We start from the raw sequence: 23,167 nt of genomic DNA, 5'->3' as shown, positions 1-23,167 counted from the left end.
CTTTCATTTAAGTCTGTTTTTTAGAATTGACGTCACCATGCATTTTTCTATTTTTTCTAAATATCTATTGATAACCATCAGCTTAACTGCTTTAACAGCATGTATGATGAGCCAAGAGCAAACCCAGCCAGCTTATACTGAGCAGCAAGTACAGCAATTTGCTGCCGAGTGGCAAAACCAACAGCCGAGCATTGAGCGCCTTTCAGCCATGGAAAAAGACCTTGCGTTGTTAATCGAAGTGCTGTCAGCTAATAGTGATTTAACCGCAAAGCCATCACAATTTGAGCCACAAAATGATGTGATTATTCATCAAAGCGAACAAACGCAAGCGCAGCAAACATCATCAACAGATTCACTTGAGGCGATTATTGCAGCAAATAAAGCAGCTGAAGCTGGCGTGCAATTAGGTTTATATTTAACGCCGAAAAAAGTTAGTCATCAGGTCTTAAAGCTCAAACGTGATTATCCTGCTGCTTTAAATGGCCTTGATTTTCGTTTTAAAACACGAGAGCAAAAAGGCGTAACCTTGTATGGGTTAAGAGCAGGTCCATTTGAAAATTATACTCAGGCGACAGCATTTTGTGAGATAGCGAAAAGAATGGGGCAAACCTGTGTGACGGCACCATTTATTGGAGAGATGCTTCAAGCATCTTTCCTCTTAAAAATTAGGTAATTAATCTTAAAGTATTTGTTCTAGAGGTCGATAAAGCTTAAGATACAGAAAAATGGCTTAGCCATTTAATTATAAGGACTTAATATGAAATTACCTCTTTCTTTAATTGCATGCTCATTAGCATTTTCTGCTTTTTCTTCTTTCGCCACTACAGAATCTTTCAGCGCCACAGTAAAGGTTCAAAACTCAGTTGTTTTAACAAAAGGAAATGATCTAGATTTTGGTACCATTCGTGCTGTAGCGGACCCTTTAGGTGTTGCACAAGCAGTTTTAACTATTAATCCAGAACCTGATGCAAGCCCTGTTTCGACAAGAATAGATTTATCTCCTGCGATTATTTCAATTATAGAGCAAGGAGCACCAGCTTCATTTACGGTATCAGAGGCGGTGCCAAATGCGCGTTTGTCTATTACCGATCCAACAGCAAATACATTAGAGTCAAGTGGCCAAGGTTTAAATGAGCCTAACTTTATTGTTGATGGTTGGAGATATTTTATTACTTCTGGGCCAAATGCAAATGCTTATTACAATACAGCATCGCCAAACCTAACGGCTGATGCAGATGGCAGTGTTGAGTTTAACATTGGTGCTAATTTATCTACCGCAAATACAGAATCATCTGAACCCTATCGTGATACTGAATACACTGGTACTTTCCAACTAGAAGTTGCCTACTAATATTTCTAGGTAATTTATCATGCGCTTTTTGCTTTTAGCCAGCGTGCTATTTACAGTGTTCTCAACGCCGTTGCAAGCTGCGAGTACAGAGCAGCAAGCGCTTGATTTTGGTACTCTAGTTATTCTAGCTAATACAAATATTAGTTCTGTAATTGTCAAAGATGATGGCAGTATCAATACACAGGGCTCTGTGTATGTACTTAAAAATGGCCGCCCAGCAGAATTATTACTCACTGGCTTACCAGCCAGAACTCAGTTAGAGCTAAAGCCACTTTCGACAACTCAGCTAATACATGATGTAGATAGCAGTACAAGTGCTGAATTTTCTGTACGTCTTAATGGTTTTCCTAAATATGTGATTACCAATGAATTTGGTGAGGCAAAAGTATTTATTGGCGGTACTTTAACGACAGATCGTAGTGCTAAACCATACGCGGATGGTCAGTATTCTTCTTCAACTTATTTAGAAATTTCAGTCAATTACTAAGGATAGATATGTTCGCAAAACGTCTTTTATGTGGACTTTTTTTTGTTTTTTTCAGTCAATGTGCAACGGCAAATTTACTTATTTCACCAACGCGAGTTTCATTTGATGAGCGCCAACGAAGCGCAAAAGTCACCGTTATTAATAGCTCAGAAGAGTACCGTACATACCGAGTTGTATGGAGCGAAAAATTAGCGCTTCCTGGTGGGGGATACCAAACACTGAGTGAACCAGTAGCAACGAGTCTTTCTCCTATGGCGCGCTTATCACCAAAGCAAATTCGTTTAGCACCGGGCGAAAGGCAAACGATTAAAATAGCGATTAGAAAGCCTAAGGATTTGGCTAAAGGGGAATATCGTTCTCACTTATTATTTCAAGCCTTACCAAATGAAGATAAGGCAGCTAAGGCCGGGCTCAAAGTGAACATGATTTTGAGTTTTAGTATTCCAATTGTATATCGTGAGCAAGGTGAGCTGCCAAAAGTTGCGTTTCAAACTGCAGAAATAGTTGAAGACTCGGTAAATAAAACACCAAAAATTGCTGTTAAATTAACTGAAAAACAAGGTTTTAGTAGTTATGGTCGACTTAGCGCGTATGTCACTAATTCGGCGGGAAAACAAGAAAAAATCGCTGAAATCGGGAATCTAAGTTTATATCCTGAAATTGAACAAGCGACAGTATTGTTAGATTTGTTCTCTGGCAAACAGCTGCCAAAACAAGGGAATATTGAGCTTAAATATGAAGGTGCAGATGAGTATGAAGGCGTCGATTTTGGCTCATATTCATTGTCTATTCGACATTAGGGATTAATTCGAAAACATTTATGAATCGCTTATTTGCGTTAGGGCTTATGCTATTAAGTCCTATCAGCTTTGCTAATTCGACTGTGAGTACAGAGGATGTACTAGCTAGACTCAATGCCATAAAAGCTAAGTTAAATGGCGAACAGCTCCATGTTTCACAATCTAAGCCTACACATAATTCTGCACACACCTTAGTCACCCAGCAGCGAATTGCGACTGGGGAGTTTTTGCTATTTTCAATTTATTTAAATGAAAATTACCTCGGTGAGGTTTTTGCCCTTAAGTCTGATCAAGACATTTTATTGGGGCTTTCAGGGCTAGTTGATATCTTACAGCTAGCAATTAATGTCGATTTATCGGCCAAGAGTGCAGAAGGTTGGTTCATCAATAGTAATAACACTTTTCAATTAACAGCACAAAAAGAGCTGATTACAAATAACAAGAAGTGGCAGCTTACTGAGCAACAAATTAGTGTTGACGATGATATTTATATAGAAGCTGCAGTACTTGCTGATGCTTTTGAATTTAAGCACAGCTCTGACTACGCAAGCTTAGAGTTACATATTGAAACTGAGTCTGTTTATCCTGTTGCATCGCAAGCGCAGCGTCATAAAAAACAACTGCAAAGCTACAGTAGCCAAAAGCAAGCAACTTTACCTTGGAAACCAAGCCCATATCAGGCGTTATCCGTCCCTGTGGCTGACTTACAATTGAACTATACCCAAGATAATGATAACAGCCAGACAAGTTACTCATTACTTGGCTCGCAAGACTTTGCTTACTTAACGATGGAATACTTTTTAGCGGGTCGTGAGAATGACTTGCTGAACAACTCAAGGTTAACTTTCTCTAGGCAAGATGTGAATAATCAATTGTTAGGTCCACTTGCTGCAAGTCTTATTGAAGTAGGGGATGTAACAGCTACGCAAGTTGGTAGCCGTTATAACAACCAATATGGTCGTGGGGTTAAAATATCGAATTATCAACTTGGGCAAGCTATTGATAATAATCGGGTGAATCTAACCGGTGCAGTGCAGCCTGGTTGGGATGTTGAATTATATCGTAATGGTATTTTAATTGAACAGCAGTTGAGTTTGACCGATGGACGCTATGTTTTTGCTGATGTTGATTTACTATTCGGTGAAAACAACTTTGAGTTGATTTTTTATGGTCCACAAGGACAAGTAGAGCGGAAAACTGAATATTACTACATTGATGGCACGCAGCTTGAACAAGGGGAAGCAGTCTATGAGCTATCTGTTTCAGAGCAAGGCAAGCAGTTATTGGGCAACAGTAACTATAGTGTAAATCAGGGCTGGGTTGCTGCGGGGCGATACCAATATGGTGTGAGTGATAACATTGCCATGTATTCAGGCTTCATGGCGCAAAAACGAGAGCAAGATGAGCTGTATCATGTTGCTCTTGGAACGAACCTTAGCCTGTTAGACAGGTTATTGGTTAATCTTGAATATGAAGAAAATAATCAACAACAAAGCGAATTTGAATTAACAACACGAACTAAATTGGCTGATCAGTCTCTGCTATTTAGCGCAACGAACCGTACTGATAATCAGAATGGTCGAGATATAACGCTCAAGAGCTATCAGTTTGATATGTCAGGTGAGCTGATGAAAAATGATTTTGGGCGGCTCAATTATCAAAACAACTTTCTGATTCAACATGCACAAAGCGTTGATTTAAAACAAATTTATAATCGTTTAAATTACAGCTATGCAAACGTCTCTATAAATAATTTATTGCAGTGGCAAGACTTAAGTGTTGGGCAAGAAAGTGTTGATGGTACGACGCGTTTACAAACACGACTGGGCAGAGTGTATAGTCGGTTTGGGGTTAATTATCGACTCTCTCCCGTTAGTGAAATAGCAAGTTATGAAGCTGAGTTTAGCAGAAGTTTAGGCCCAAGCCTACAAGCAGAGCTAACTTTAAGGGACTCTCTAGATTACGATGTTCAGTCCGCTGAATTAGGTTTAACGTGGCAAAATGACAGGATTAACTTAAGCAGTAATGTTAATTACGATAGTAATGATCAGTGGCAAATTCGCTTAAATAGTCGATTTAGTTTTGGTTTTGATAGTCAATATAATCAGCCATTTATGAGTAATAGAACATTGACCAATACTGGTAGTTTGATGGTTAATGTGTTTTTAGATGAAAATGATAATGGCATTAAAGATGGCAATGAAAAGGGCTTGGTGGGTGTTAAAGTAAAAGGCTTACAAAATTATCGCCAAGCTATTACCGATGAACAAGGTATTGCGATTCTTTCAGCTATGCCAGCTAATCGCACAACAGATATCGTGCTCGATCGTGACAGTTTTGCTGACCCTTTTATGATACCCGCCCACGATGGTTTCTCCATAACACCACGAGCTGGTTTCGTTGAGTACATGGATTATCCAGTAAATAATGCTAGCGAAATCGAAGGCACCGTTTATCAGCAGACAGAGCAAGGGACGAATGTTCAACCCTATGCCAAAATTACCTTAGTGGATGAACAAGGCAATGATGTAGCAATTACACAAGCGGCTTATGATGGCTATTACTTGTTTACTGATATTAAACCCGGTAAGTATCAGGCGATTGTTGATAAACAATACCAAGGCCAAAAGTCACTGGTAAGTAATCAAACACACAAAATAGAATTATCGCCCAAAGGTGATGTACTGGTGGGGGTTGATATTACTTTGCGGCCACTTAAAAAGCGTCAGGGCTACATTGCGAGTATTGGCAAGTTTAATTCACTAAAAATATTAAAGGTGTATTACTCATTGGTGAAACAGCGTTTAACACAACAAGGCTTTCAGAGCGCTTTCTACATTCACGATAAAGAAAATGCACACTACACGCTTGCAGTTGGCTTTGACGCACAATCTGCAAATGAGCTTGAACAGCAATGTGCGCAGCTAATATCACAAGCAATTAAATGCCACGTAACTGAACAGCAAGTTCAACACTAGCAAGGAGCAAATTATGGTTTTTACTACTTTTCAAAATCTGAAGAAAGTATGGTTAGTCTTACTGGTGACTCCTATCATTGGTTGCCAAAGCGTGACAGAGCCAAAAGTGAGTGAAGAAAACTTAGTAAAAATTAGCCAACAAGAGCTTCTGGAGCTGAGGCAATCGCATCAGCAATTCCAAGCAATGAAGCCAGAGCTAGAACGTTTGCTCTCAATTGAAAGTGAGTTAACCTTACTCACTGAACAACTTACTTTATTAAATGCGCAGCAAGCAGAGCCTGTAAAGGCAAAAAAGTCACCAGTAACCGCTCCTCAGTTTATAGCCGAGCCTACAGCTAAGTTTGCACTACAACTTGCTTCCGTAACAGAGATACCTCGACTAACAGCTCGCCTTGCTGAAATTAAAAAACAAGCCCCAGCGCTATTTAATGGCCAGTTTATTGCTAATGTAGAGTCCGTAACAGTGAACGGCAGCACTTTCCATCGCTTAAAAATAGGTGCATATCAACAAAAGCAGCAAGCAACTAATGATTGTAAAAAGTTAGCATCAGTCGGTGTGGCATGCTTGGTATCACATTATGTGCAGAATCCACTTGATTTATCCCATCAACAATAATACTTAGGCATAATTATTGCTTTGTACTTACTAAGTTTAGTGAGGATGGCAATTATGCGCCTGTTATTTTATTCAGTTTTTTTAGTGTTGGTGGGTTGTAGCTTAACTGAAGAGCCACAAAAAACGCCCCCTAGAGAAACCCCAAAATCGCCGATGGCACCTTATACGGTGCATCAATACGTTGCTGATTTAAGTAGTCAGCTGAGCCGTATTCAAGGCCCTTACAAAGGCAATGCACGTATTGCTGTGACCAGTTTTTATATGGCTGATGGCTTAGGTACTGATTTAGCAGAAGATCAGGGCAGTGGCTTGAGTCAGCAAATTCAAGAAAGTTTATTAACGCAATTTACTCAGCTTGGTTTTCATACCATTGAGTATCGATTAGAAAATACTTTAAATTTGCAGCAATCGGCCGATAGTGTACTTAGTCGTGATGTAAATACCTTACGTCAACGTCAGAATATTGACTTTGTTATTACCGGCACACTGACGCGGCAACAACATGCCTACATAGTAAATGCCCGATTAGTGAATACCAAAGATCTGCGAATTGTGTCAGCAGCAAGCACTGAGATCCCTATCAATGTAATGTGGGGCGCTGAAAAAGTTCAGCAACGTGATGGCCAGTTGTATCGAAGCGAATATTAAGAGGAACTCATTTAATGAAACGTTTAATTTTAACTTTATGTTTGCCGTTTGGCTTTGGTTGCTCATCAATGTTAACTGGTGATGCAACACAACACGAAAATGATCCTCAGTTAGCTGCGCAAAGAGAAGTTGCCGCGCCGCATAGTAATGACAGTGTGTTTCAAACCAATCAGGCGGTAATGAATAACAGCACTTTTACAGCAGCCCCAACACGTAAGAATATCAATCACTATGTGCGTGGCATCATGCAGGATCTTGTTGAAAACTTGCAATATGTTAGTGATAACACGCCAGTTGCTGTTTCAAGCTTTGTGTACCTTGATGCAGATTACAACTCAACAAATTTGCTGGGTAATCAAATTGCCGAAAGTTTTATTCATGAACTTCACGCGTTTGGTGTGCCTGTCATTGACTTTAAAACCACGGATTATATGCGTGTCACGCCTAGTGGTGATTATGTTTTCAGTCGTGATTATTTAGAGCTAAGCCAAGATCAAAACTTCAATTATGTTTTGGCAGGTACTTTGGTTAATCATCAAAGTGGTGTGCTCGTGAATGCGCGTATTGTTGGCTTAGCAAGCAAAGCGGTTGTTGGGTCGGCGCAAGGCTTTATCCCACAGTCAGTGGTTGATGCCCTGGATAGTACTAATCGAAGTGATGGCATTACACTAAAACAAGCAAGTGAGTAAGCTATGAAAGGTTTTATCTTCGCATCGTTAACGCTCGTGCTTTCTGGCTGCCAATTGCTGCCAGAGCAATCAGCAGAGCCGCAAAATACAGCTCAACATGCACCGGCATCAGCAAGCACTCAAGTCGATTACGTTGCTATGCTGCAAGTGCTTGAACAAAAAGATATGCAGCAGGATAACGCTAACCATCGCCTGTTTGTGCCTTATCAACATCATAAAACCGTTGTTAATTATGTCGAGCAAATGGCGCTTGAGTTAGTGGATACCATGCAACAAGAAAGCGATTTAGGTATTGCCATTACCACTTTTGTGGATTTAGATGCGAGCTTAAAAACCAGCTCTCAGCTTGGTAACCAACTTGCCGAATCAATGATGTATCAGCTGCAAAAATTTGGCTTTGGCGTTGTGGATTTTAAAGCGATGGATGTCATTACTGTAACCTCACATGGTGATTTTGTGATGTCGCGTGATGTAGAAGAGTTAGCTGAGCGTCGCATTGCTAGCCATGTACTCACAGGCACGCTGATATACCGCCCTAATGGAGTTGAAGTGAATGCCCGAGTAATTAATTTAAACTCAAAGCTGGTTATTGCCAGCGCACAAAAAGTGATCCCATATTTTGTGCTAAAACATGAGTCAATCCAATCAGCAACAGCTCGCGTTAACTAGCCTCATTATTTTGCCAATCGGCTTACTCACAAGTCGATTGGTTTATTCTCTTGATTACCAAAGCCTTAGACCGTTATAATTTTTACGTAAGCTACAAGCTACAAGCTACAAGCTACAAGCTACAAGCTACAAGCTACAAGCTACAAGCTACAAGCTACAAGCTACAAGCTACAAGCTATAAGCTTTACTTCAGCTTTCGAGTGGCCTCTTAGTTAAATGGATATAACGGCCCCCTCCTAAGGGGCAGTTACAGGTTCGATTCCTGTAGGGGCTACCAATAAAATCAATGGTTTAAGATTTTTTCGATTAACCTTTCTGTTTTTGTGTAGCATATATGTAGCTGTTTCGAAATTTAAATTTATAAGCTTTTTAAATTTAGCCTCAATGTTACACTATAATTCTTGATGATATTCACTTGGACTTTTGGGAGGAGATTTTATGGATGAGAAATCACAACATGTAGTTAAAGGTGATGGTGGATGGGCTGTTCGAAAAGCTGGTAATCAAAGAGCAACACGTATTTTTGATTCACAAGAAGATGCAATTGATTGGGCAAGAAGGGCGGCTCAAGCTCAGCAAGGTGAGCTCTATATTCATCGAGGTGATGGAAGAATTCTAGAAAAGCGGAGTTATTCAACTTCAGATAAAACGCAAGAAAGACGAAAGTGTTCACCTCTAAAAGAAGTAAAACCAAAAGGGTAGTTATGGATGACTTTAATAAAAATGTATTTGTAAATTGCCCTTTCGATGAGGACTATAGAGAGATTCTTCTTGCTATAGTTTTTACTTTAAAATCAATGGATTTACATCCAAGGTTGTCACTTGAAAGAGTAGATTCAGCAGAAACTCGAATTGATAAAATAGTAGGTTTAATACGCGAATCAAAATACGGAATCCATGATATTTCTAGAATGGTTGCAAAAAACCATAACGAAACTTTTAGAATGAATATGCCATTTGAATTGGGAATTGACTATGGATGTCAGAAATTAAATGGTGAGCCATGGAGTAGTAAACAAATATTAATCCTTGATACTGAGAGATTTCGGTTTCAAAAAGCAATCTCGGATCTTTCTGGTTGTGATATTAAAAGTCACAATGATGATGGGTTCATAGCTACTAAAGTCGTTCGCAACTGGTTCAATGCTCTACTTTCTATCAGAATCCCGAGTGGTAATAATATTTGGCAGAAATATAATGACTTTCAGGCATATCTATATGACGAGCTAATTGAGAATGATGGTCATACAGACGTTGAAGAAGTAGAAATTATTGAAATAATTCAACATATGAACTTTTGGTTTGAAGCCAAGGCAAGTTAGAAACAACTCCTTAGGAGTTATTTCTAACCTAAGAAGGTTATCCCTTCGAGCTTTCAGGGTCATTACCATAGCTATGCTTGGCTCTTATTTGACCATTATCGCCCCTATGAATTGAAACTTCGGAATGGGCTTTTTGAGCCAACTCTCTAGTAGCCTCGAAAGCTTCTTTCTGAGTGTCAGCTACGACACTCGCACGTTGTGAGCTTTGTTTTTTACCGCGCCACTTCCCGTCAGAACCTTGATAAACGTTATAGTCATCTGTAGACATAGTTAAACCTCAATTTGAAAATAATAACAAGTTAGATCACCTGTACGAATATTTTTTACAAAATACTGGTACTTTATTGTTATGGGGATTTATACAGTGAATTGCAAGCTTCAATGTGTGATATTTCTGAATGATTAAGAAACTGACTTTATTAAGCTCATACGGTACAGTTATTTACAGAACTCCAAGTAAGAGATTTCTTGCCATTCTGGCAAGTGGGTAGCTAAAGGTTATTTTCGGAGTTAAGTTTGGAATTTGAACTACCTAAAGCTTGTTTTATAGCTTTAGGTCTTTTGAAAAGCACCAAAACAATGCTTTGAGTATGACTTGGTAGCTAAAGCTCATAATTGGGCTTTAGCTATTTAAAGTAATGTTGTTATGCTTTTTCTAAACGCCATTGGTAGAAGCGAGTAACAAAGGTTTTACCCGCAAACCAAATACCTTTTATTTTTTGGATTAGCTCACCATCGTAATAGCTTTGTGAGCATTCGCCTGTCTCTTCATTTACCTTAACATCGTAATGAAGTTTTATAGGTCTATCCTTGCTTTTAATGTTTAAACCTCCCATAGCCAGCGTGTAAGCTTGCCAGTCGCTATTATCAGCAGCAGAACGCGCTTGTTCTAATTGCGAATTACTTTCGCCTTTGAACATCGAACGTAAACGTCTAAGTTCGCGCCATACAGATACACTTGCACCGCCAATTTGCTGAAATTGACGAATACACCAACATGATGCCCACGCATCAATACGTTGGGCTACCAGTAGCGAATCGTTGCCGAATTTATCCTCGCCAACACCTTCACCATCTATATTTTTTGCTATGTATTTTAAAATATAACCAGTTGCAGAGCCTTTATTTGGGTCGATATGTTTAAAGTCACAGCGGTTTTCGGCTGCGCCTTTTTCGTCACCATCAACTTCTAACGCATAATGACGAATAATAGCTTTTAATGCTTCTAGCTTTTCGCCCTCAATAAAAAACAGCATATGCCAATGCGGTGTTCCGTCATGTTGTGGTTCAGCTACTCTAAATCCATAAGGAGCAATATTTTGACGTTTGAATTCAGCGCGGGCTTTTTGCCATTGTTGATTTAAATAGCTGTTAGCTTGGTCTGGCATTAACCCTTGCCATTTAGGGTTAGGCGCACCAGATTTAGAAAAAGCACGATGGTATTTAGAGGGGCAAGTTACGGTAATAAATAGCGCTTCGTGACCTAAGTCTTTTGCTAGATTTTCAAACCCTCTGGCACGACAAAGTAATTCGTCTTTGCGAATTTTTGGATTTGATACATTTAGGTCTGATATTTCTTTTAGTGAATAACGTTGACCTTGCTCGTTTAAGATATAAGTTGAGCTAAGCAAATTTTCGTTTCGAGTATGTTGCGCTATTCGGTTACGGGTAGTTACATCACTGGCGTAAATTTGCCTTTTGCTGTTTACGAAGTTTAAGTGTATCGCTGCTTTTTCGTTTGCTTGGTTTATCAGTTTTCGAATACGGCGAAGCCACCAACGATTATCTGAATAGCGCTTAATGCAACCAACGAATTCGATATTATTTTCGATAGAGATAGGCGAAACACCGATGTTCATAGCAAAATTTGATAAGTACTCATAAAGAGACTTTTGCTTTGCTAGAGCGAATTCGCTATTGAATTCGTTGCTAGTAGGGCGAATAGCAGCGAAATTTTCACTATTAGTTTCGCTATTTGCACTATTAACAGTACGAAATGACAGTGAACTCGTTCGCTTGAATTCGCTCTCATTTCGCTGTGAGTGTAATGCTTGGTAGTGAATGAAGTTAACCTTTTCTGGGCTAATGGCAAGCTGGCGGCAATAACTTGCACACTCTTTAGCTTTTATACTAATTTCGTCGTCAGAACAAAAAAACAAGTGAGCTAGTTTCGCTGGCAAAAGAGCAAACAAGGTTTTTGTTGTTGCCAGAATATGCCTATTGCGTTCGATAGGAGTTGGCTTATTAAATGCCTGAAATAGAATTGTGCTTTTAATCAGATTTGAAAAAGGCGAAAGCCTTTTTATGATAAAGGCTGCATCATATTTATCTACTTTCGCTAAGTATGGGGCGAGTATTGTATCTTGGTCAAGATAGCTTTTGCTATCTTGTTTTCTTTAAATGTTTTCATTGAATTGATTTAGGTAGTTTTTCAACAAACTCAAAACCAAGTTTTGTTAAAGCGTATTGCTCGTGCTTAAGTCCAAATGGGTAAATTATTTCGCTGGAAACTAGGGCTTCGCTAATTAGTTTATTGAGGGTACGAATATCAAACTTGTAATGGTTGCCAAATTCATCTGTATAGGTCTTTAGGCCGTTCACTTGATTTAGTGAATGGCCTTGTTGACGACAAATTTCTAAATGATTATTTGGTTGAGCTAACCAAACTAAAAGTCGCTTTTGCTCCTTAGATAGCTTAGGCATGATCAGCACCATGCTGATCTTGGCCTAAATGCTCTAAACGGCTAAAGCCATTTAACCAATTATCTAAGTCTTCTTTTAAGTAACGAACAGCACGACCAATTTTGATAAATGGTGGTGCTGGTGTGCGATTTGTTCTATTTCCTTCCATGCGTGATTGGCGAAGGAAAGAGCGACTCATACCGATGTATTCAGCGGTTTCAATTTCTGAAAATGCGCGTTTGTTTTCTGTTGTTGGCATGCGTGCCTCCTGAGTTATTAACGTTTCAGGAGGTGTTTTACAATGCGGATTTTATTAAATGAGCTAATTCAGGAATTGAATGAGCTTAAACGGGAATTTTAAATGTTGTTATCGGGAAAAAGTTCTTTTCTAACTTTAGTTAGCCTATTTGAAAAAGAGCTAAAGCTGATTGGTTTTCGTGGTTTTCCAACTCTATCTTTCCAACTAATATGGGTTGCTGTTATTTCAATGAGTAAATTGTGCTTATCAAATACTCTGTATTCTTGAAGATCATCTAACTCACACTCCAAGGTGCGCCAATAGCTTTTTGCAGTGAGTTCTGGCTCAGCCTCTACCAGTCTGAACAACAATTCATTAAAGTCATCTGAGCGTGTTTTAGACTTTTGATTTGGTAAATAATTAGATGTCAGTGGTGGTAATACTTCTGTTGATGTCTGTTGTACTGTAATTATACCCGCTTTAATTAATTCAGAATGTAAAATACAAATGTCACTTAAAACAAAATCAATACCTTGGGAGTAAAATTGAACCTTAGGTATTTTCGCATCAACCTGTTTCTCATACTCACTTGGCTCAGTTTGTTCCTTATTTAGTGTTTTAAATGTATCACTTATCGCATTTTTGAACGTGCGCATTATATGTTCTTGCTCTTTAGGGAGTAGTTTTGCTGGAATTCTTTCCCAGCTAATTTCACTAAGTACTTTTGGTTGCCATGCATATAAAAATGCATTTGGAGCTTTTGATTCAAAAGGGTATTCAAAACTTGCGTCAGTGATTTTGGCTTTATCTAGTAACCAGAAGTAGTTGCAATTAGTTTTCTGCTTTGAAAGAAGCTTTATCTGGTTTTGTAATGTAATTTTAGCAAAGCCACAGTATTGAACTAATGCATAACCAATAAACTTGTTTTCTTTTGTCCAGCCACCAATGACGAATTTGTTATTGTTGAGTCTAAAAGCTAGATCAAGTTTTGAGTTTTCGACTAAATAAAGTACGTCACTAAAAGATAAATTAAATCGTTTATCTAGTTCATCTAAACGATAATATTCTTTTTCAATCATTAATAAATTCCATTTAATCTTTAGCGTGACCTAAATATAAGGCAAGGAAAAAACTATAGTTTATTGTATTTTTCAGCTTTACCTTTACTCAAGGACACAGGGTATTTTCGAGCGTTTAAGTCAATTTTTTTAGTTGCACAGTCAAGAATATCAATCCCCAACTTGTCACTAATTTGTAGTAGGTAAAGAAACACATCAGCTAGCTCTTCCTTTACTGATGTTAAAGTCTCATCATTATTCTCAAGGTACGACTCACTTTCTGACAACCATTGGAAGTGCTCGATTAACTCTCCAGTTTCACTAGAAAGTGCCATAACTAAATTTTTTGGAGAGTGGAATTGCTCCCAATCTCTTTCTCGTGAAAATTCTCTAAGCTTGTTTATTAACTTTTCTATTTCGTTGCTTTTCATACAGTTCTCTAACAGCATCAATTGTTAACCAAGGTCGGTTTCTATGAATCATTCTATGGCAGTTTGCACATACAATTGCAAGATCATCTGAGCTTGTGTTTACTACACTGTCTTTAGATATATCAGCTAAAGGGTTTTTATGATGACATTCAGCATACATAAAACCTCTTTTTCCATAAGTTTCATAAAAGGAAAAACCACATACTTCACAGCATAAATCGCCTGTTTCTTCAAAAGTTAATCGTTTTTTTTCTAGAGGGGCTAGCGAATCTCGTTCTCTTCTTTTGTGTAAGCTGTAATAAACCCTCCCTTCAGTGCTGTATGTAGGCTCTTCTTGTTCTTTTAAGATATTTTTCTCTGTTTTAGTTTTTACCTTATCTTTAGGTTCTTTTAATTTTGTATCAAGAGGTACAATTTTGCCGCTTGCGCCTATAGAAAGGATAATTGCATTTGAGTAGCCAACATCAAATGTATCAGGTCGGATTTTAATGTTCTCTTGTTTATCTATTACTTTGAAATTAAATCTGTGGGGGTATAGTTTGTCTGGCCAGTGGTAGGTGGCCGCTTCATATGGTTCTTTCGTTACTTCGGTTACAACTAACTCGTCTAAGTTACATTTAAATTGATTAACATCGGAGCAGAATTTTGGGAACCAACCTGGTTTCTCACCCTCATCTTTAGGCCAAGACATTTTATGGGCAAATAAAACAGTATCTCCTAGTTTTATCTCATAAAATCGTTTGTCGTTTTTTGGTATCGAGTCAAAGCCCCAAATCCCAGTTTCCATACCTAATAAATAATTGGGTAAAATTGCCTTGTTACCACCAACATAAATAAGCCAAATTCTTTTTTCTTTTGCTAATTTCAATTTACTAATCCTTTATTTTACATGCACTATAAATATACATGTAAGGAAATACACAATCTAGTGTAAGTGATTGCTTTAGCTAAACTAATCTAAACCAATTAAATTAACGGCAGCGGCTTTATGTTCTGGCGCTAAGTGCGCATATCTTAGCGTCATTTTTAAGTCACTGTGACCTAACAACTCTCTTACGGTATTTAAATCAACACACGCCATTACTAGCATGCTTTCAAAATGGTGGCGTATATCCTTAAATTTTATCTTTTTGAAGAATCACAGAGCCTTATAGGCTAACTTTTTTATTTTCAAATAGCTCAGTTTGCTGTGATTTATCTAATGAAATTAACCCTGAATATAAAGCGCAACCAAAGCCAACGAATTTACCTTTTCTGTAGTCACCTAAAGTTACATCGGATGTTGGGCAGAAAATGCAAAATGAAACATCTGTTTCCGAATTAAGGTAATGAGCATCATCAAACGATATGCCAAAAGCTTTTTCTAGCTCTGAGAGTCTGTAGTACTTCTTCACAGTGAAAGCCTTTTCTATTTTCTTTTACTCGTATTGTGTCTTTGATAGGTTATCTACTCTGCTTCTCCAATGTTTAACCTACCGTTTTCATCTTTTGAAACTATTTGTTTATCAGCTCTTAAAGGAGGCAAATCGACACCTGCTACAATTACTTCCCCTGCACTCATAATCTCAATGTAGTTCTTCTTGATGTGATCAATGTTAGAACGATTCTGTAATAAATCATTATGAATTGCGAGCGCCCCATAAGATAGGCTAAAAGCTTTCCGAGCATCTGAAGCCAAGTAAAGGCAGTTCTTGTTGTACCAACTTTGACATTCTAAAACTACCTCAGAGACTTTATCTGAATGTAGGTTCGAAATGATTTTTCTCCACAGTTCAAACGCTTCCTGATGAGCCTGCATTCTTTTTTCTGGAATAATCATTTTAAGCTGGTTATTTGATTTTTGGGACTCTAGCAAAATGTTGTTTTGATGGATTAGTTCCTGCAATTTCTCATTGTAAGTAAGGCGCACTCTCTCTACAGCTGTTGTAATAGTTGAAATATCCTCTTTAGTGGCTAAATTTTTTCCTTTTTCTTTTAAATATGATGAAAAAAAGAACCTGTAAAATAAGAAAAATATGATTGTACTCGAAAGGGTGCTGATAGAGGCTGTTTGATAATCCATTATTTATCCTTTTGACATATGTTTTTTATATTAAAAACAGTGTAATAATATCAGTCATTTATGATGTGCTATTTCGTATTTAAAGAGGATAATAAAATGGAGCAGAATAAGCTAGAAGCTGAGATCAAATTAGCCAAAAACATTGCACTTGGAATTATATTATTAGTCCCATTAATTTATTTTGTATGGTTTTATTTATGTAATCAGATACCCATTTCCTTAGAGTCAAATGATTGGGGAGCATTTGGTAGCTTTTTTGGTGGGATATTGAGTCCTGTAATAGCATTATTTGCATTTTATTGGCTGACCCAGTCAATCCTCATTCAAAAAAAAGAACTTTCTGAAACTCAAAAGGTATTAGCTGAAACAGAGAAGGTGCAGAAAGAGCAAGCTATAACTCAAGAAAAAAAGCGATTTGAAGATACATTTCACTCTCTTCTAAATCAAATGAATGTTGTTTTTAGTGATTTAAACCACCAGTTAATAATTCATGAGAAACCGCAAAAATCTCAAATCGGTCAATTGTATCAATTAATAGCTGTTAGTGAATTGCCAAATAAACCTGAAGGTAATAAATCTGAAGTTCAAGTACGAGCTGAAATGATGCGCAAAGCTTCTGTTAGCTGTAGTCATTATTTTCGAATTCTTTATCACCTTTTAAAGTTTGTACTTTTAAACAAAGATTTCAAGGGAAGGCCTCAAAGCTTTGAAGAAGCATTACGTACTGAAGTTTCAGATGTAGAAAAATTCTACACGAATATTGTGAGATCTTTTTTAAATAGAGAAGTTACACAATTGTTAGCAATAAATTGTATTTCTGAAAAAGGTGATGACTTTTACAAATATCGACTACTTATTGAAAGGTATGCCTTATTGGAGCATATTAGGTTTGATAAAGTTTGGTCAAAAGAGCTGATTGATCAATACGAAAGTTCAGCGTTCGGTAGTAACCCAGAAGCAAAAGCTACTAATTAACCAATCAAATTAACCGCTGCGGCTTTATGTTCTGGCGCTAAGTGCGCATATCTTAGCGTCATTTTTAAGTCACTATGGCCTAACAACTCACGCACGGTATTTAAGTCTACACACGCCATTACTAGCATGCTTGCAAAGTGGTGGCGTAAGTCATGAAACCTAAAGTTAGTGATATTTGCTTGCTCAAGTAGGTTAGCCCAGTCGTATCTAAAATCGTTTAGCGGTTGCTGATTACCATCTTTGAATACGTGACCTATATCACCAGATAAGTCTTTCCAGTGAGTAAGCGTGTTGAAGGCTTCTGTGTTTAGTGGAATGTGGCGAGAATTCCCCGATTTAGCATTTTGAAAATCAACAGTGAGGACTTTATTTGTTAAATTGATGTCTACCCATTTTAGCGAAAGTAGCTCACCTTTACGCATACCTGTATTTCTAGCAAGCAAAACCAAAGCTTTCAGGTAATCAATATTAAGTTCATCTAAAGCAACTCTTAAACGTTGCTCTTCATCTTTAGATAGGTAACGTATTTTTGAGTTATCAACGGTTAGCGCTTTAACCTTTTGTAAGTCGTGGCTCTCAATTAACCCCCATTCAACAGCACGGCTTAAACAGCCTTTAATTAAGTTTATCTGGCGGTTAGTTGTGGCTGGTTTTATTCCGCTATCAAGGCGTTTGTTTCGCCATTTCTCAACTTCCCACGCTGTAATATCCTTAATCTGATAATCCATGAATTGTTTAAATGATGACCCAAATGCTTTGATGGTTTTTTGAATCGTTTTTGGGTTTCGAGATTTAAGCCAAGGGTAGTATTTCTCTTCTAGAAACTTCTCTAGCGTTGAAAGCTTAGCTTGCTCTGTGTTGATGCGTTCTTGCTTTTTAACAGCTTGAACATCGATGCCTTTTGTAACCTCGGCTAATTTATCTTTAGCAAGATCTCTGGCTTGAGCGGGAGTGATTTGACCATGAACACCCAGCTTATAATTTACTTGTTTGCCATGGAGCCTATAAAAAAGATAATAAGATATTAAACCTTTAGGGGTAATACGTACGTGGAAACCTGAAATTTCAGTATCATTTAGACGCTTGTCTTCTGGTGTTAATCCTTTAATACTCGATGCTGTAATTTTAGCTTTTATAGCCATTGCTGCTTTCCCTGTGTAGCATATTTGTAGCAAGCTTATTGTGCTACAAAGAACAGCAAAGAACAATGCTATAAAAACGACTTTAAATTTATCTTTTAAAAATCAGGTCTTTAAGTTTTGTTTTTGTGCTTGGTTGTACATGGGGATATATGGGGAGTTCAGCTTTCCTCACACTCCTAAGGGGCAGTTACAGGTTCGATTCCTGTAGGGGCTACCAAGTTTCTCAGCAACCCCAATTAAATTAACCTCAATTAAATTAACCCGTTACTGTTTCAAGCTCGCCTGTGCGCCATGGTTCAATGATGATTTTGATATGGTCGTTTGGTTTAAATAACGTATCGAAGGCACCTTGTACGCCGTCGATGCCGACTTTACCAGTGCGCATTTTTTGCCATGCAATTTTGCCTGACGCGATGTTCTCAAGTGATTGTGCAAACTCTTCTGGCTGGTAGTAATAAGAGAAAATAAGGTCTAACTCTTTTACTGTGGCATAGGCAAAGTTAACGTTGAGTGGCGCGGTATGTACACCTGTTACAATGATTTTTGCTTTTGCTGGCGCACGTAAAATGTAGTCGTTTAATAAACGGCTTACACCGGCACATTCAAAAATAACCACCTTGTTATTACCCGCAAGTGCTGCGGCTTTAGCGACTTCATCATCAACCATAGGGTTAACATATTCTGTAGCGCCAAATTCAAGGGCAATTTGTTTTTTGCTCTCTTGTGGATCAGAGGCAACGATGTGTTTTACGCCTTGTAACTTTAATGCGGCAATTGCAGCAAGGCCAATTGGGCCACAGCCAACCACAATGGCTACATCATCATTATTCATTTGTGCGCGGTTTACTGCGTGTAGGCCAACGGCAAGAGGCTCTGTAATGGCTGCTGCTTCTGATGGAACTGCATCAGGAATAGGTAATAGCAAGGCTTCATCAACAATAAAGTATTCAGAATAAGCACCATATAGCCCAGGGGTTACACCTACGCCAGCACCGCCAGCAGAAAGTAAAATTGGCACTGAGGTGACACGAGTACCTGTCGCTAATTCGCCTTTAGTATTGGGGCCGTAGCTAACGATTTCTGCCGCATATTCATGGCCTAATAACACTTCTTGGTCATCGCCAGCATCTTTTGCCATGATGCCGAGGTTTTTATAAATATCAAATACATCGCTGGTGTGGCGAGTTATATGAATGTCTGAACCGCAAATGCCGCAAGCAAGGCTTTTTACCAGCACTTGACCGGGTCCAGGAGTTGGAATATCAATTTGTTTTACATGCAGCTTACCATTTTGCATGGCAACAGAATTCATTTGGCTCATATGTGTGTCCTCTGTGAATGTGAAGGAAGTCCTTCATCGGTATTCTCTACACTAAGTCATAGTGCTAGTGAATATCTTGACTTTTTACGACAGAAATAGAACAAATTGCGCCAATGAGAGGCTTATACAGGGGCTAAGGGTTATTAAGTTGAGCTGCTTTTAATAATTGGCCAAAAATACAAAAGGGAGCAACAAGGCTCCCTTTCTTTAAGCTGCAAAGTGCTTTTCTAAATCGTCAGAGCCACCAATGTGCTCACCGCCAATGAATACTTGCGGCACTGTTTCACGACCTGAAATCGCTTTTAAACTCGTTAATGATGCGTGTTGACCTAATACGATTTCTTCATACACATACCCTTTTGCATCTAGTAGCGCTTTAGCTTTTGTACAGAATGGGCAATTAGGTTTGGTAATAATGCTCACTGATTCTGGTTTTACTTGTGCAGGGTTGATGTAATCAAGCATGGTATCTGCATCCGACACCTCGAATGGGTCGCCTGGCTTTTGCGGCTCAATAAACATTTTTTCGATAACGCCATCTTTTACAAGCATAGAATAGCGCCAGCTACGCTTACCAAAACCTAAGTCGTTTTTATCGACTAGCATACCCATGCCGTCAGTAAATTCCCCGTTGCCGTCTGGCAATAGGGTAATATTTTGCGCTTCTTGGTTTTGTGCCCACGCATTCATTACAAACGTATCGTTTACAGAAATACAAACAATCTCATCAACACCGTTTTGTTTAAATACAGCAGCTAGCTCGTTATAACGTGGTAAATGAGTTGATGAGCAAGTTGGTGTAAATGCGCCAGGTAATGCAAACAGCACAACCGTCTTACCCTTAAAAATTTCGTCAGTGGTTATTGATTTCCACTGCTCGTCTACACGTGTTGCGAATGTAACGTTTGGTACTTTTTGGCCTTCGATATTGTTTAACATTGTTTTAATTCCTCTTGATTTGTTGAGTGCCATTATGCGATTTAATTTATGATAGCTCCAATCGTTTGTTTGTATTAGTATGATAGGTAAAAACTATTGGTGGTGTGGTATGAATTTAAAAGACTTCGAATATGTAAAAGCGGTGGCACAATATAAGCACTTCAGAAAAGCAGCCGATGCCTGTTATGTCAGCCAGCCGACACTGAGTGGGCAAGTTAAAAAGCTTGAACAAGAGCTGGGAGTGATCATTTTTGACCGTTCTACAAAACAGGTTACGTTGACTGTGCAAGGTGAGCAATTACTTAAACAAATCACGCTGATCCTAGAACAAACTCAAGTACTTAAAGAAATTGCCGCAAGCTCTCACGACCCCCTAAAAGGGAAAATAAATGTAGGTATTATTCCAACTATTGCACCTTATTTACTGCCAACACTCTTAACCTCGATGAAGCAGGCCTTTAGTGAAACCCAGTTTTCATTTATAGAAATGCAAACAGCGCAAACGTTGGTGGCGCTGGATAATGGTGAGATTGATATTGCAATTGTTGCAGATGTGGCTGGCTTGGCACCGTATCATGTGTCGCCACTTTATAAAGAAGACTTTTTAGTCGCAGTCTCTGTGCAGCATGCTTTAGCAAAACACGCTGAAGTTGCTTTAGCTCAATTGCATGAATGTGACTTATTAATGTTAAACGAAGGGCATTGTTTTAAAGAGCAAGCCGAGCAATTTTGCTTTTCTGCTGGGGTTGAAGTTTCGAACCAATATAAAGGAAATAGTATAGAAACCTTACTCGCGCTGGTGGCAATGGATGATGGGGTAACTTTTGTTCCTAAGCTGGCATGCACACCACGTGAAGGGGTGAAGTATTTAGCTATCTCACCAAACCAGCAACGTCAAGTTGTTATTGCAACACGCAAGCATTACCCGCACATAGCCGGTGTAGAGCAATTAGCCCGTTGGCTAAATGCTCATGAAGGCTTACATGCTCATTTACTTGCTAGCAGCTAATTCAACAATATCGTTTATTTGAATATTAGGCAGTGGTTGCTTATCAATACTCATGGCCACTGCTGATTGCTGATAAAGCTGAGTGACTTTTACTTGATTAAGTGTGGTGATTTTATGGGGGAGTTTATTACCCTGTGCATCCGTTAAGTAGTTATGATGCGCAATGTTTAAAACCTCTCCCTGTTCAAGGCCGTGAGCCTTCCCTAGGTTAATGATCAGTCTATCGTTTTCGATATGCAGTATCTTACCTTGCGTGGGCAAGCAGGCCATGGCGGCTTGCAAGTCATAGGTTAGGGTTTGGTTTATATCACTAATAGCTTGGCCATAATCGGTTGCCCAAAATCGGTCGCTGTAAACATCGATGATCTCGGTTTTTTTGTATGGCCAAATGCCTTCTGTTTGGTAGCTTTTCTGCCAGAGTTTTTCGTAAGTGGTGCCATCAAATAATACATAATCCACTTTGTATGCACGCTTGAAACTATCATCTTGCCAAAATGCATAGTCATTGTTGATCTTATGATTAACCGATAAATCACGAATACGGCTCAGTAATACATATTGCGAATTACTGCGGCTAGTGATCTCCTCAAGTAGCGCATTACTGTAATCGTATTGCTGAGTGAAAAAATGGTCTACTCGCAGCGGCATATTGTAATAGGCTGTCGGTTTAGCCGCCATTTGGGTATTACCTAAGCTGGCATATAAGTGCTCACTGATGGCTTTATTTACGTCAAAAATTTGGCCCATACGCGCTTGCTCGCGATTGGCAAGTTGGCTTTGTGTTACGGCAATAAATTTGGTGTATTGGTTTGCTGGGCATTCTTCAGCTTGAGCAAAAATATCGAGGCGAAGCGTGATGGCATAGGTGTCGTTATGGCGGTCTTCGCTGATCAATTCTATTTTTTGGATTTCACCGTGGCTGCTTATTTTCAGTTGATCTTGTGTCAAAACCCCGTCAACTAGAGTCTGAACAGAGCTCACACGAGCGCCAGAAAACACTAAAGCCTGAGTTATGGCATCTTTAATAGCGGCAGATTTGGCTTGGCTTGTATCGCCATTTTTCACTACCGCATGGCCTGTAGACTCAAACCACTGAGCTAAGCTATTGTTAGAAAACAAAATTGTAAAGGCTAAGCCAAGACCTTTTAAGCTGGCTATTGTTTTATTTTTCATGCTGACACCTAGCATTAAAACCAATGAATAACCTAAATGAGCAAGGACTGTACCACAGTGGCATTAAACGTGCATATTTGTAGCCAAAGAGTTTTAAGCGGAAGCAAATTATGCGAGCACTTCTATTCGGTGGGCTGGTTGCCTGCGCAGCACTAACCGGCTGCAGTAGTATTTTTGATAAACATGTAGAATACACTTACATTGAGCCAGATAGCTACCCAGTGCTTAAAGCGGTGGGGTATGCGCCAATTAGTGCTCAACCAGGTAGCAATGAATCGCAGCGAACTTTACTTGCGATTAAAGCCTCAAAGCTTGAAGCGTATCGCGAGCTTGCTGAGCAAGTTTACGGGCAAAAAATTTCCGCAGGCACCACAGTACAAAACAGTGTTGCTCATAACGATCAATTACAAAGCCAAGTACAAGGTGTGATCAAAGGGGCGCAGGTTATTAAAACCTACGCAGTAGGGGATACCTACGCAACTGAATTACAGCTTGATATGAAACGAGTACACGACTTATACATTGGTGAAGTAAAGCCACGCCAAGTGAAAAAAGTAACGTATTATTAGGTGCAACT

General features: G+C 38.8%; 28 protein-coding genes and 1 tRNA gene. 15 read left to right on the top strand and 14 right to left on the bottom strand.

Annotated elements, in window-relative coordinates:
• The first annotated feature begins 37 nt into the window (after positions 1-37).
• The 12 genes from C2M33_RS20375 (at position 38) to C2M33_RS20320 (ending at position 9,560) form a co-directional block, all read left to right on the top strand.
• On the top strand, positions 38-673 hold the full coding sequence (locus C2M33_RS20375; RefSeq protein ID WP_105175265.1) for an SPOR domain-containing protein: 636 nt from the start codon (positions 38-40) through the stop codon (positions 671-673).
• Positions 674-757: 84 nt separating this feature from the next.
• Complete coding sequence (locus C2M33_RS20370) at positions 758-1,351, top strand: DUF4402 domain-containing protein (RefSeq protein WP_063706486.1); 594 nt, start codon at positions 758-760, stop codon at positions 1,349-1,351.
• Positions 1,352-1,370: 19 nt separating this feature from the next.
• Entirely contained in the window at positions 1,371-1,838 is a 468-nt protein-coding gene (locus C2M33_RS20365) for a DUF4402 domain-containing protein (protein ID WP_063706488.1), read from the top strand.
• Positions 1,839-1,846: 8 nt separating this feature from the next.
• Positions 1,847-2,638 carry a fimbrial biogenesis chaperone gene (locus C2M33_RS20360; protein WP_063706490.1) on the top strand — a complete coding sequence of 264 codons (792 nt, stop codon included), beginning with the start codon at positions 1,847-1,849 and terminating at the stop codon, positions 2,636-2,638.
• 20 nt (positions 2,639-2,658) lie between these two features.
• On the top strand, positions 2,659-5,616 hold the full coding sequence (locus C2M33_RS20355) for a hypothetical protein (RefSeq protein ID WP_063706492.1): 2,958 nt from the start codon (positions 2,659-2,661) through the stop codon (positions 5,614-5,616).
• Between the two features lie 13 nt (positions 5,617-5,629).
• On the top strand, positions 5,630-6,232 hold the full coding sequence (locus C2M33_RS20350; RefSeq protein ID WP_063706494.1) for an SPOR domain-containing protein: 603 nt from the start codon (positions 5,630-5,632) through the stop codon (positions 6,230-6,232).
• Between the two features lie 54 nt (positions 6,233-6,286).
• Positions 6,287-6,880 carry a FlgO family outer membrane protein gene (locus C2M33_RS20345; RefSeq protein ID WP_055020737.1) on the top strand — a complete coding sequence of 198 codons (594 nt, stop codon included), beginning with the start codon at positions 6,287-6,289 and terminating at the stop codon, positions 6,878-6,880.
• 14 nt (positions 6,881-6,894) lie between these two features.
• Positions 6,895-7,569 (top strand): FlgO family outer membrane protein, encoded by a 675-nt coding sequence (locus tag C2M33_RS20340; RefSeq protein WP_054562231.1) that lies wholly within the window; start codon positions 6,895-6,897, stop codon positions 7,567-7,569.
• A gap of 3 nt (positions 7,570-7,572) precedes the next feature.
• On the top strand, positions 7,573-8,238 hold the full coding sequence (locus C2M33_RS20335; RefSeq protein WP_063706495.1) for a FlgO family outer membrane protein: 666 nt from the start codon (positions 7,573-7,575) through the stop codon (positions 8,236-8,238).
• Positions 8,239-8,440: 202 nt separating this feature from the next.
• Positions 8,441-8,515: transfer RNA gene (locus C2M33_RS20330), tRNA-Arg, on the top strand.
• 161 nt (positions 8,516-8,676) lie between these two features.
• Entirely contained in the window at positions 8,677-8,940 is a 264-nt protein-coding gene (locus C2M33_RS20325) for a DUF2188 domain-containing protein (protein ID WP_105175264.1), read from the top strand.
• A gap of 2 nt (positions 8,941-8,942) precedes the next feature.
• Entirely contained in the window at positions 8,943-9,560 is a 618-nt protein-coding gene (locus tag C2M33_RS20320) for a hypothetical protein (protein ID WP_105175263.1), read from the top strand.
• Positions 9,561-9,597: 37 nt separating this feature from the next.
• Here the strand turns inward: C2M33_RS20320 and C2M33_RS20315 are convergent, their stop codons facing one another.
• The 10 genes from C2M33_RS20315 to C2M33_RS20270 form a co-directional block, all read right to left on the bottom strand.
• The gene (locus tag C2M33_RS20315) at positions 9,598-9,828 is read right to left on the bottom strand and encodes a DUF2188 domain-containing protein (RefSeq protein WP_105175262.1); all 231 of its coding nucleotides are present in this window, start codon (positions 9,826-9,828) and stop codon (positions 9,598-9,600) included.
• A gap of 376 nt (positions 9,829-10,204) precedes the next feature.
• Positions 10,205-11,719, bottom strand: a complete 1,515-nt coding sequence (locus C2M33_RS20310; protein ID WP_158685612.1) for a replication endonuclease — start codon at positions 11,717-11,719, stop codon at positions 10,205-10,207.
• A gap of 247 nt (positions 11,720-11,966) precedes the next feature.
• A complete protein-coding gene (locus C2M33_RS20305) occupies positions 11,967-12,263 on the bottom strand; it encodes a hypothetical protein (RefSeq protein ID WP_105175260.1) in 297 nt (98 codons plus the stop codon).
• Entirely contained in the window at positions 12,256-12,501 is a 246-nt protein-coding gene (locus C2M33_RS20300) for a helix-turn-helix transcriptional regulator (RefSeq protein ID WP_105175259.1), read from the bottom strand. The genes C2M33_RS20305 and C2M33_RS20300 overlap by 8 nt, the downstream gene beginning before the upstream one ends.
• Positions 12,502-12,599: 98 nt before the next feature.
• Positions 12,600-13,559 carry a hypothetical protein gene (locus C2M33_RS20295; RefSeq protein ID WP_105175258.1) on the bottom strand — a complete coding sequence of 320 codons (960 nt, stop codon included), beginning with the start codon at positions 13,557-13,559 and terminating at the stop codon, positions 12,600-12,602.
• 53 nt (positions 13,560-13,612) lie between these two features.
• Entirely contained in the window at positions 13,613-13,969 is a 357-nt protein-coding gene (locus C2M33_RS20290; protein WP_105175257.1) for a nucleotide pyrophosphohydrolase, read from the bottom strand.
• A complete protein-coding gene (locus tag C2M33_RS20285) occupies positions 13,929-14,837 on the bottom strand; it encodes an HNH endonuclease (RefSeq protein ID WP_105175256.1) in 909 nt (302 codons plus the stop codon). Before C2M33_RS20285 ends, C2M33_RS20290 begins: the two co-directional genes overlap by 41 nt.
• Before the next feature lie 84 nt (positions 14,838-14,921).
• Positions 14,922-15,095 carry a tyrosine-type recombinase/integrase gene (locus C2M33_RS20280; RefSeq protein ID WP_267894593.1) on the bottom strand — a complete coding sequence of 58 codons (174 nt, stop codon included), beginning with the start codon at positions 15,093-15,095 and terminating at the stop codon, positions 14,922-14,924.
• Positions 15,096-15,117: 22 nt separating this feature from the next.
• A complete protein-coding gene (locus tag C2M33_RS20275; RefSeq protein ID WP_105175255.1) occupies positions 15,118-15,363 on the bottom strand; it encodes a hypothetical protein in 246 nt (81 codons plus the stop codon).
• Positions 15,364-15,416: 53 nt separating this feature from the next.
• Positions 15,417-16,031 carry a hypothetical protein gene (locus tag C2M33_RS20270; RefSeq protein WP_105175254.1) on the bottom strand — a complete coding sequence of 205 codons (615 nt, stop codon included), beginning with the start codon at positions 16,029-16,031 and terminating at the stop codon, positions 15,417-15,419.
• Positions 16,032-16,127: 96 nt separating this feature from the next.
• Between C2M33_RS20270 and C2M33_RS20265 the strand changes: the two genes are divergently transcribed.
• Complete coding sequence (locus C2M33_RS20265; RefSeq protein ID WP_105175253.1) at positions 16,128-17,006, top strand: putative phage abortive infection protein; 879 nt, start codon at positions 16,128-16,130, stop codon at positions 17,004-17,006.
• Here the strand turns inward: C2M33_RS20265 and C2M33_RS20260 are convergent.
• The 3 genes from C2M33_RS20260 to C2M33_RS20250 form a co-directional block, all read right to left on the bottom strand.
• On the bottom strand, positions 17,003-18,148 hold the full coding sequence (locus C2M33_RS20260; protein WP_105175252.1) for a site-specific integrase: 1,146 nt from the start codon (positions 18,146-18,148) through the stop codon (positions 17,003-17,005). The two genes, C2M33_RS20265 and C2M33_RS20260, sit on opposite strands and share 4 nt — an antisense overlap.
• 256 nt (positions 18,149-18,404) lie before the next feature.
• Complete coding sequence (locus C2M33_RS20255; protein ID WP_105175251.1) at positions 18,405-19,469, bottom strand: zinc-binding dehydrogenase; 1,065 nt, start codon at positions 19,467-19,469, stop codon at positions 18,405-18,407.
• A gap of 207 nt (positions 19,470-19,676) precedes the next feature.
• Entirely contained in the window at positions 19,677-20,408 is a 732-nt protein-coding gene (locus tag C2M33_RS20250) for a glutathione peroxidase (RefSeq protein ID WP_105175250.1), read from the bottom strand.
• Between the two features lie 109 nt (positions 20,409-20,517).
• Here C2M33_RS20250 and C2M33_RS20245 point away from each other — a divergent pair, with 109 nt between their 5' ends.
• Positions 20,518-21,417, top strand: a complete 900-nt coding sequence (locus tag C2M33_RS20245) for a LysR substrate-binding domain-containing protein (RefSeq protein WP_105175249.1) — start codon at positions 20,518-20,520, stop codon at positions 21,415-21,417.
• Here C2M33_RS20245 and C2M33_RS20240 read toward each other — a convergent pair.
• The gene (locus C2M33_RS20240) at positions 21,400-22,590 is read right to left on the bottom strand and encodes a flagellar assembly protein FlgT (protein ID WP_063706503.1); all 1,191 of its coding nucleotides are present in this window, start codon (positions 22,588-22,590) and stop codon (positions 21,400-21,402) included. The genes C2M33_RS20245 and C2M33_RS20240 overlap by 18 nt on opposite strands.
• A 110-nt stretch (positions 22,591-22,700) precedes the next feature.
• Between C2M33_RS20240 and C2M33_RS20235 the strand changes: the two genes are divergently transcribed.
• Positions 22,701-23,159: an LPP20 family lipoprotein gene (locus tag C2M33_RS20235; protein ID WP_063706505.1), complete on the top strand. Its 459-nt coding sequence runs from the start codon at positions 22,701-22,703 to the stop codon at positions 23,157-23,159.
• The last annotated feature ends 8 nt before the right edge of the window (positions 23,160-23,167 follow it).

Source organism: Pseudoalteromonas sp. T1lg122, from assembly GCF_002964825.1.
Lineage (GTDB): Bacteria > Pseudomonadota > Gammaproteobacteria > Enterobacterales > Alteromonadaceae > Pseudoalteromonas > Pseudoalteromonas gelatinilytica.
This window is presented reverse-complemented; position numbering and strand designations above follow the sequence as displayed.

Coding starts and splice junctions, on each gene's coding strand:
- C2M33_RS20290 (WP_105175257.1), bottom strand. CDS start 13,969: ATGAAAAGCAACGAAATAGAAAAGTTAATAAACAAGCTTAGAGAATTT.
- C2M33_RS20295 (WP_105175258.1), bottom strand. CDS start 13,559: ATGATTGAAAAAGAATATTATCGTTTAGATGAACTAGATAAACGATTT.
- C2M33_RS20375 (WP_105175265.1), top strand. CDS start 38: ATGCATTTTTCTATTTTTTCTAAATATCTATTGATAACCATCAGCTTA.
- C2M33_RS20270 (WP_105175254.1), bottom strand. CDS start 16,031: ATGGATTATCAAACAGCCTCTATCAGCACCCTTTCGAGTACAATCATA.
- C2M33_RS20305 (WP_105175260.1), bottom strand. CDS start 12,263: ATGCCTAAGCTATCTAAGGAGCAAAAGCGACTTTTAGTTTGGTTAGCT.
- C2M33_RS20365 (WP_063706488.1), top strand. CDS start 1,371: ATGCGCTTTTTGCTTTTAGCCAGCGTGCTATTTACAGTGTTCTCAACG.
- C2M33_RS20325 (WP_105175264.1), top strand. CDS start 8,677: ATGGATGAGAAATCACAACATGTAGTTAAAGGTGATGGTGGATGGGCT.
- C2M33_RS20265 (WP_105175253.1), top strand. CDS start 16,128: ATGGAGCAGAATAAGCTAGAAGCTGAGATCAAATTAGCCAAAAACATT.
- C2M33_RS20320 (WP_105175263.1), top strand. CDS start 8,943: ATGGATGACTTTAATAAAAATGTATTTGTAAATTGCCCTTTCGATGAG.
- C2M33_RS20315 (WP_105175262.1), bottom strand. CDS start 9,828: ATGTCTACAGATGACTATAACGTTTATCAAGGTTCTGACGGGAAGTGG.
- C2M33_RS20355 (WP_063706492.1), top strand. CDS start 2,659: ATGAATCGCTTATTTGCGTTAGGGCTTATGCTATTAAGTCCTATCAGC.
- C2M33_RS20350 (WP_063706494.1), top strand. CDS start 5,630: ATGGTTTTTACTACTTTTCAAAATCTGAAGAAAGTATGGTTAGTCTTA.
- C2M33_RS20370 (WP_063706486.1), top strand. CDS start 758: ATGAAATTACCTCTTTCTTTAATTGCATGCTCATTAGCATTTTCTGCT.
- C2M33_RS20360 (WP_063706490.1), top strand. CDS start 1,847: ATGTTCGCAAAACGTCTTTTATGTGGACTTTTTTTTGTTTTTTTCAGT.
- C2M33_RS20245 (WP_105175249.1), top strand. CDS start 20,518: ATGAATTTAAAAGACTTCGAATATGTAAAAGCGGTGGCACAATATAAG.
- C2M33_RS20335 (WP_063706495.1), top strand. CDS start 7,573: ATGAAAGGTTTTATCTTCGCATCGTTAACGCTCGTGCTTTCTGGCTGC.
- C2M33_RS20345 (WP_055020737.1), top strand. CDS start 6,287: ATGCGCCTGTTATTTTATTCAGTTTTTTTAGTGTTGGTGGGTTGTAGC.
- C2M33_RS20250 (WP_105175250.1), bottom strand. CDS start 20,408: ATGTTAAACAATATCGAAGGCCAAAAAGTACCAAACGTTACATTCGCA.
- C2M33_RS20255 (WP_105175251.1), bottom strand. CDS start 19,469: ATGAGCCAAATGAATTCTGTTGCCATGCAAAATGGTAAGCTGCATGTA.
- C2M33_RS20235 (WP_063706505.1), top strand. CDS start 22,701: ATGCGAGCACTTCTATTCGGTGGGCTGGTTGCCTGCGCAGCACTAACC.
- C2M33_RS20260 (WP_105175252.1), bottom strand. CDS start 18,148: ATGGCTATAAAAGCTAAAATTACAGCATCGAGTATTAAAGGATTAACA.
- C2M33_RS20240 (WP_063706503.1), bottom strand. CDS start 22,590: ATGAAAAATAAAACAATAGCCAGCTTAAAAGGTCTTGGCTTAGCCTTT.
- C2M33_RS20300 (WP_105175259.1), bottom strand. CDS start 12,501: ATGCCAACAACAGAAAACAAACGCGCATTTTCAGAAATTGAAACCGCT.
- C2M33_RS20340 (WP_054562231.1), top strand. CDS start 6,895: ATGAAACGTTTAATTTTAACTTTATGTTTGCCGTTTGGCTTTGGTTGC.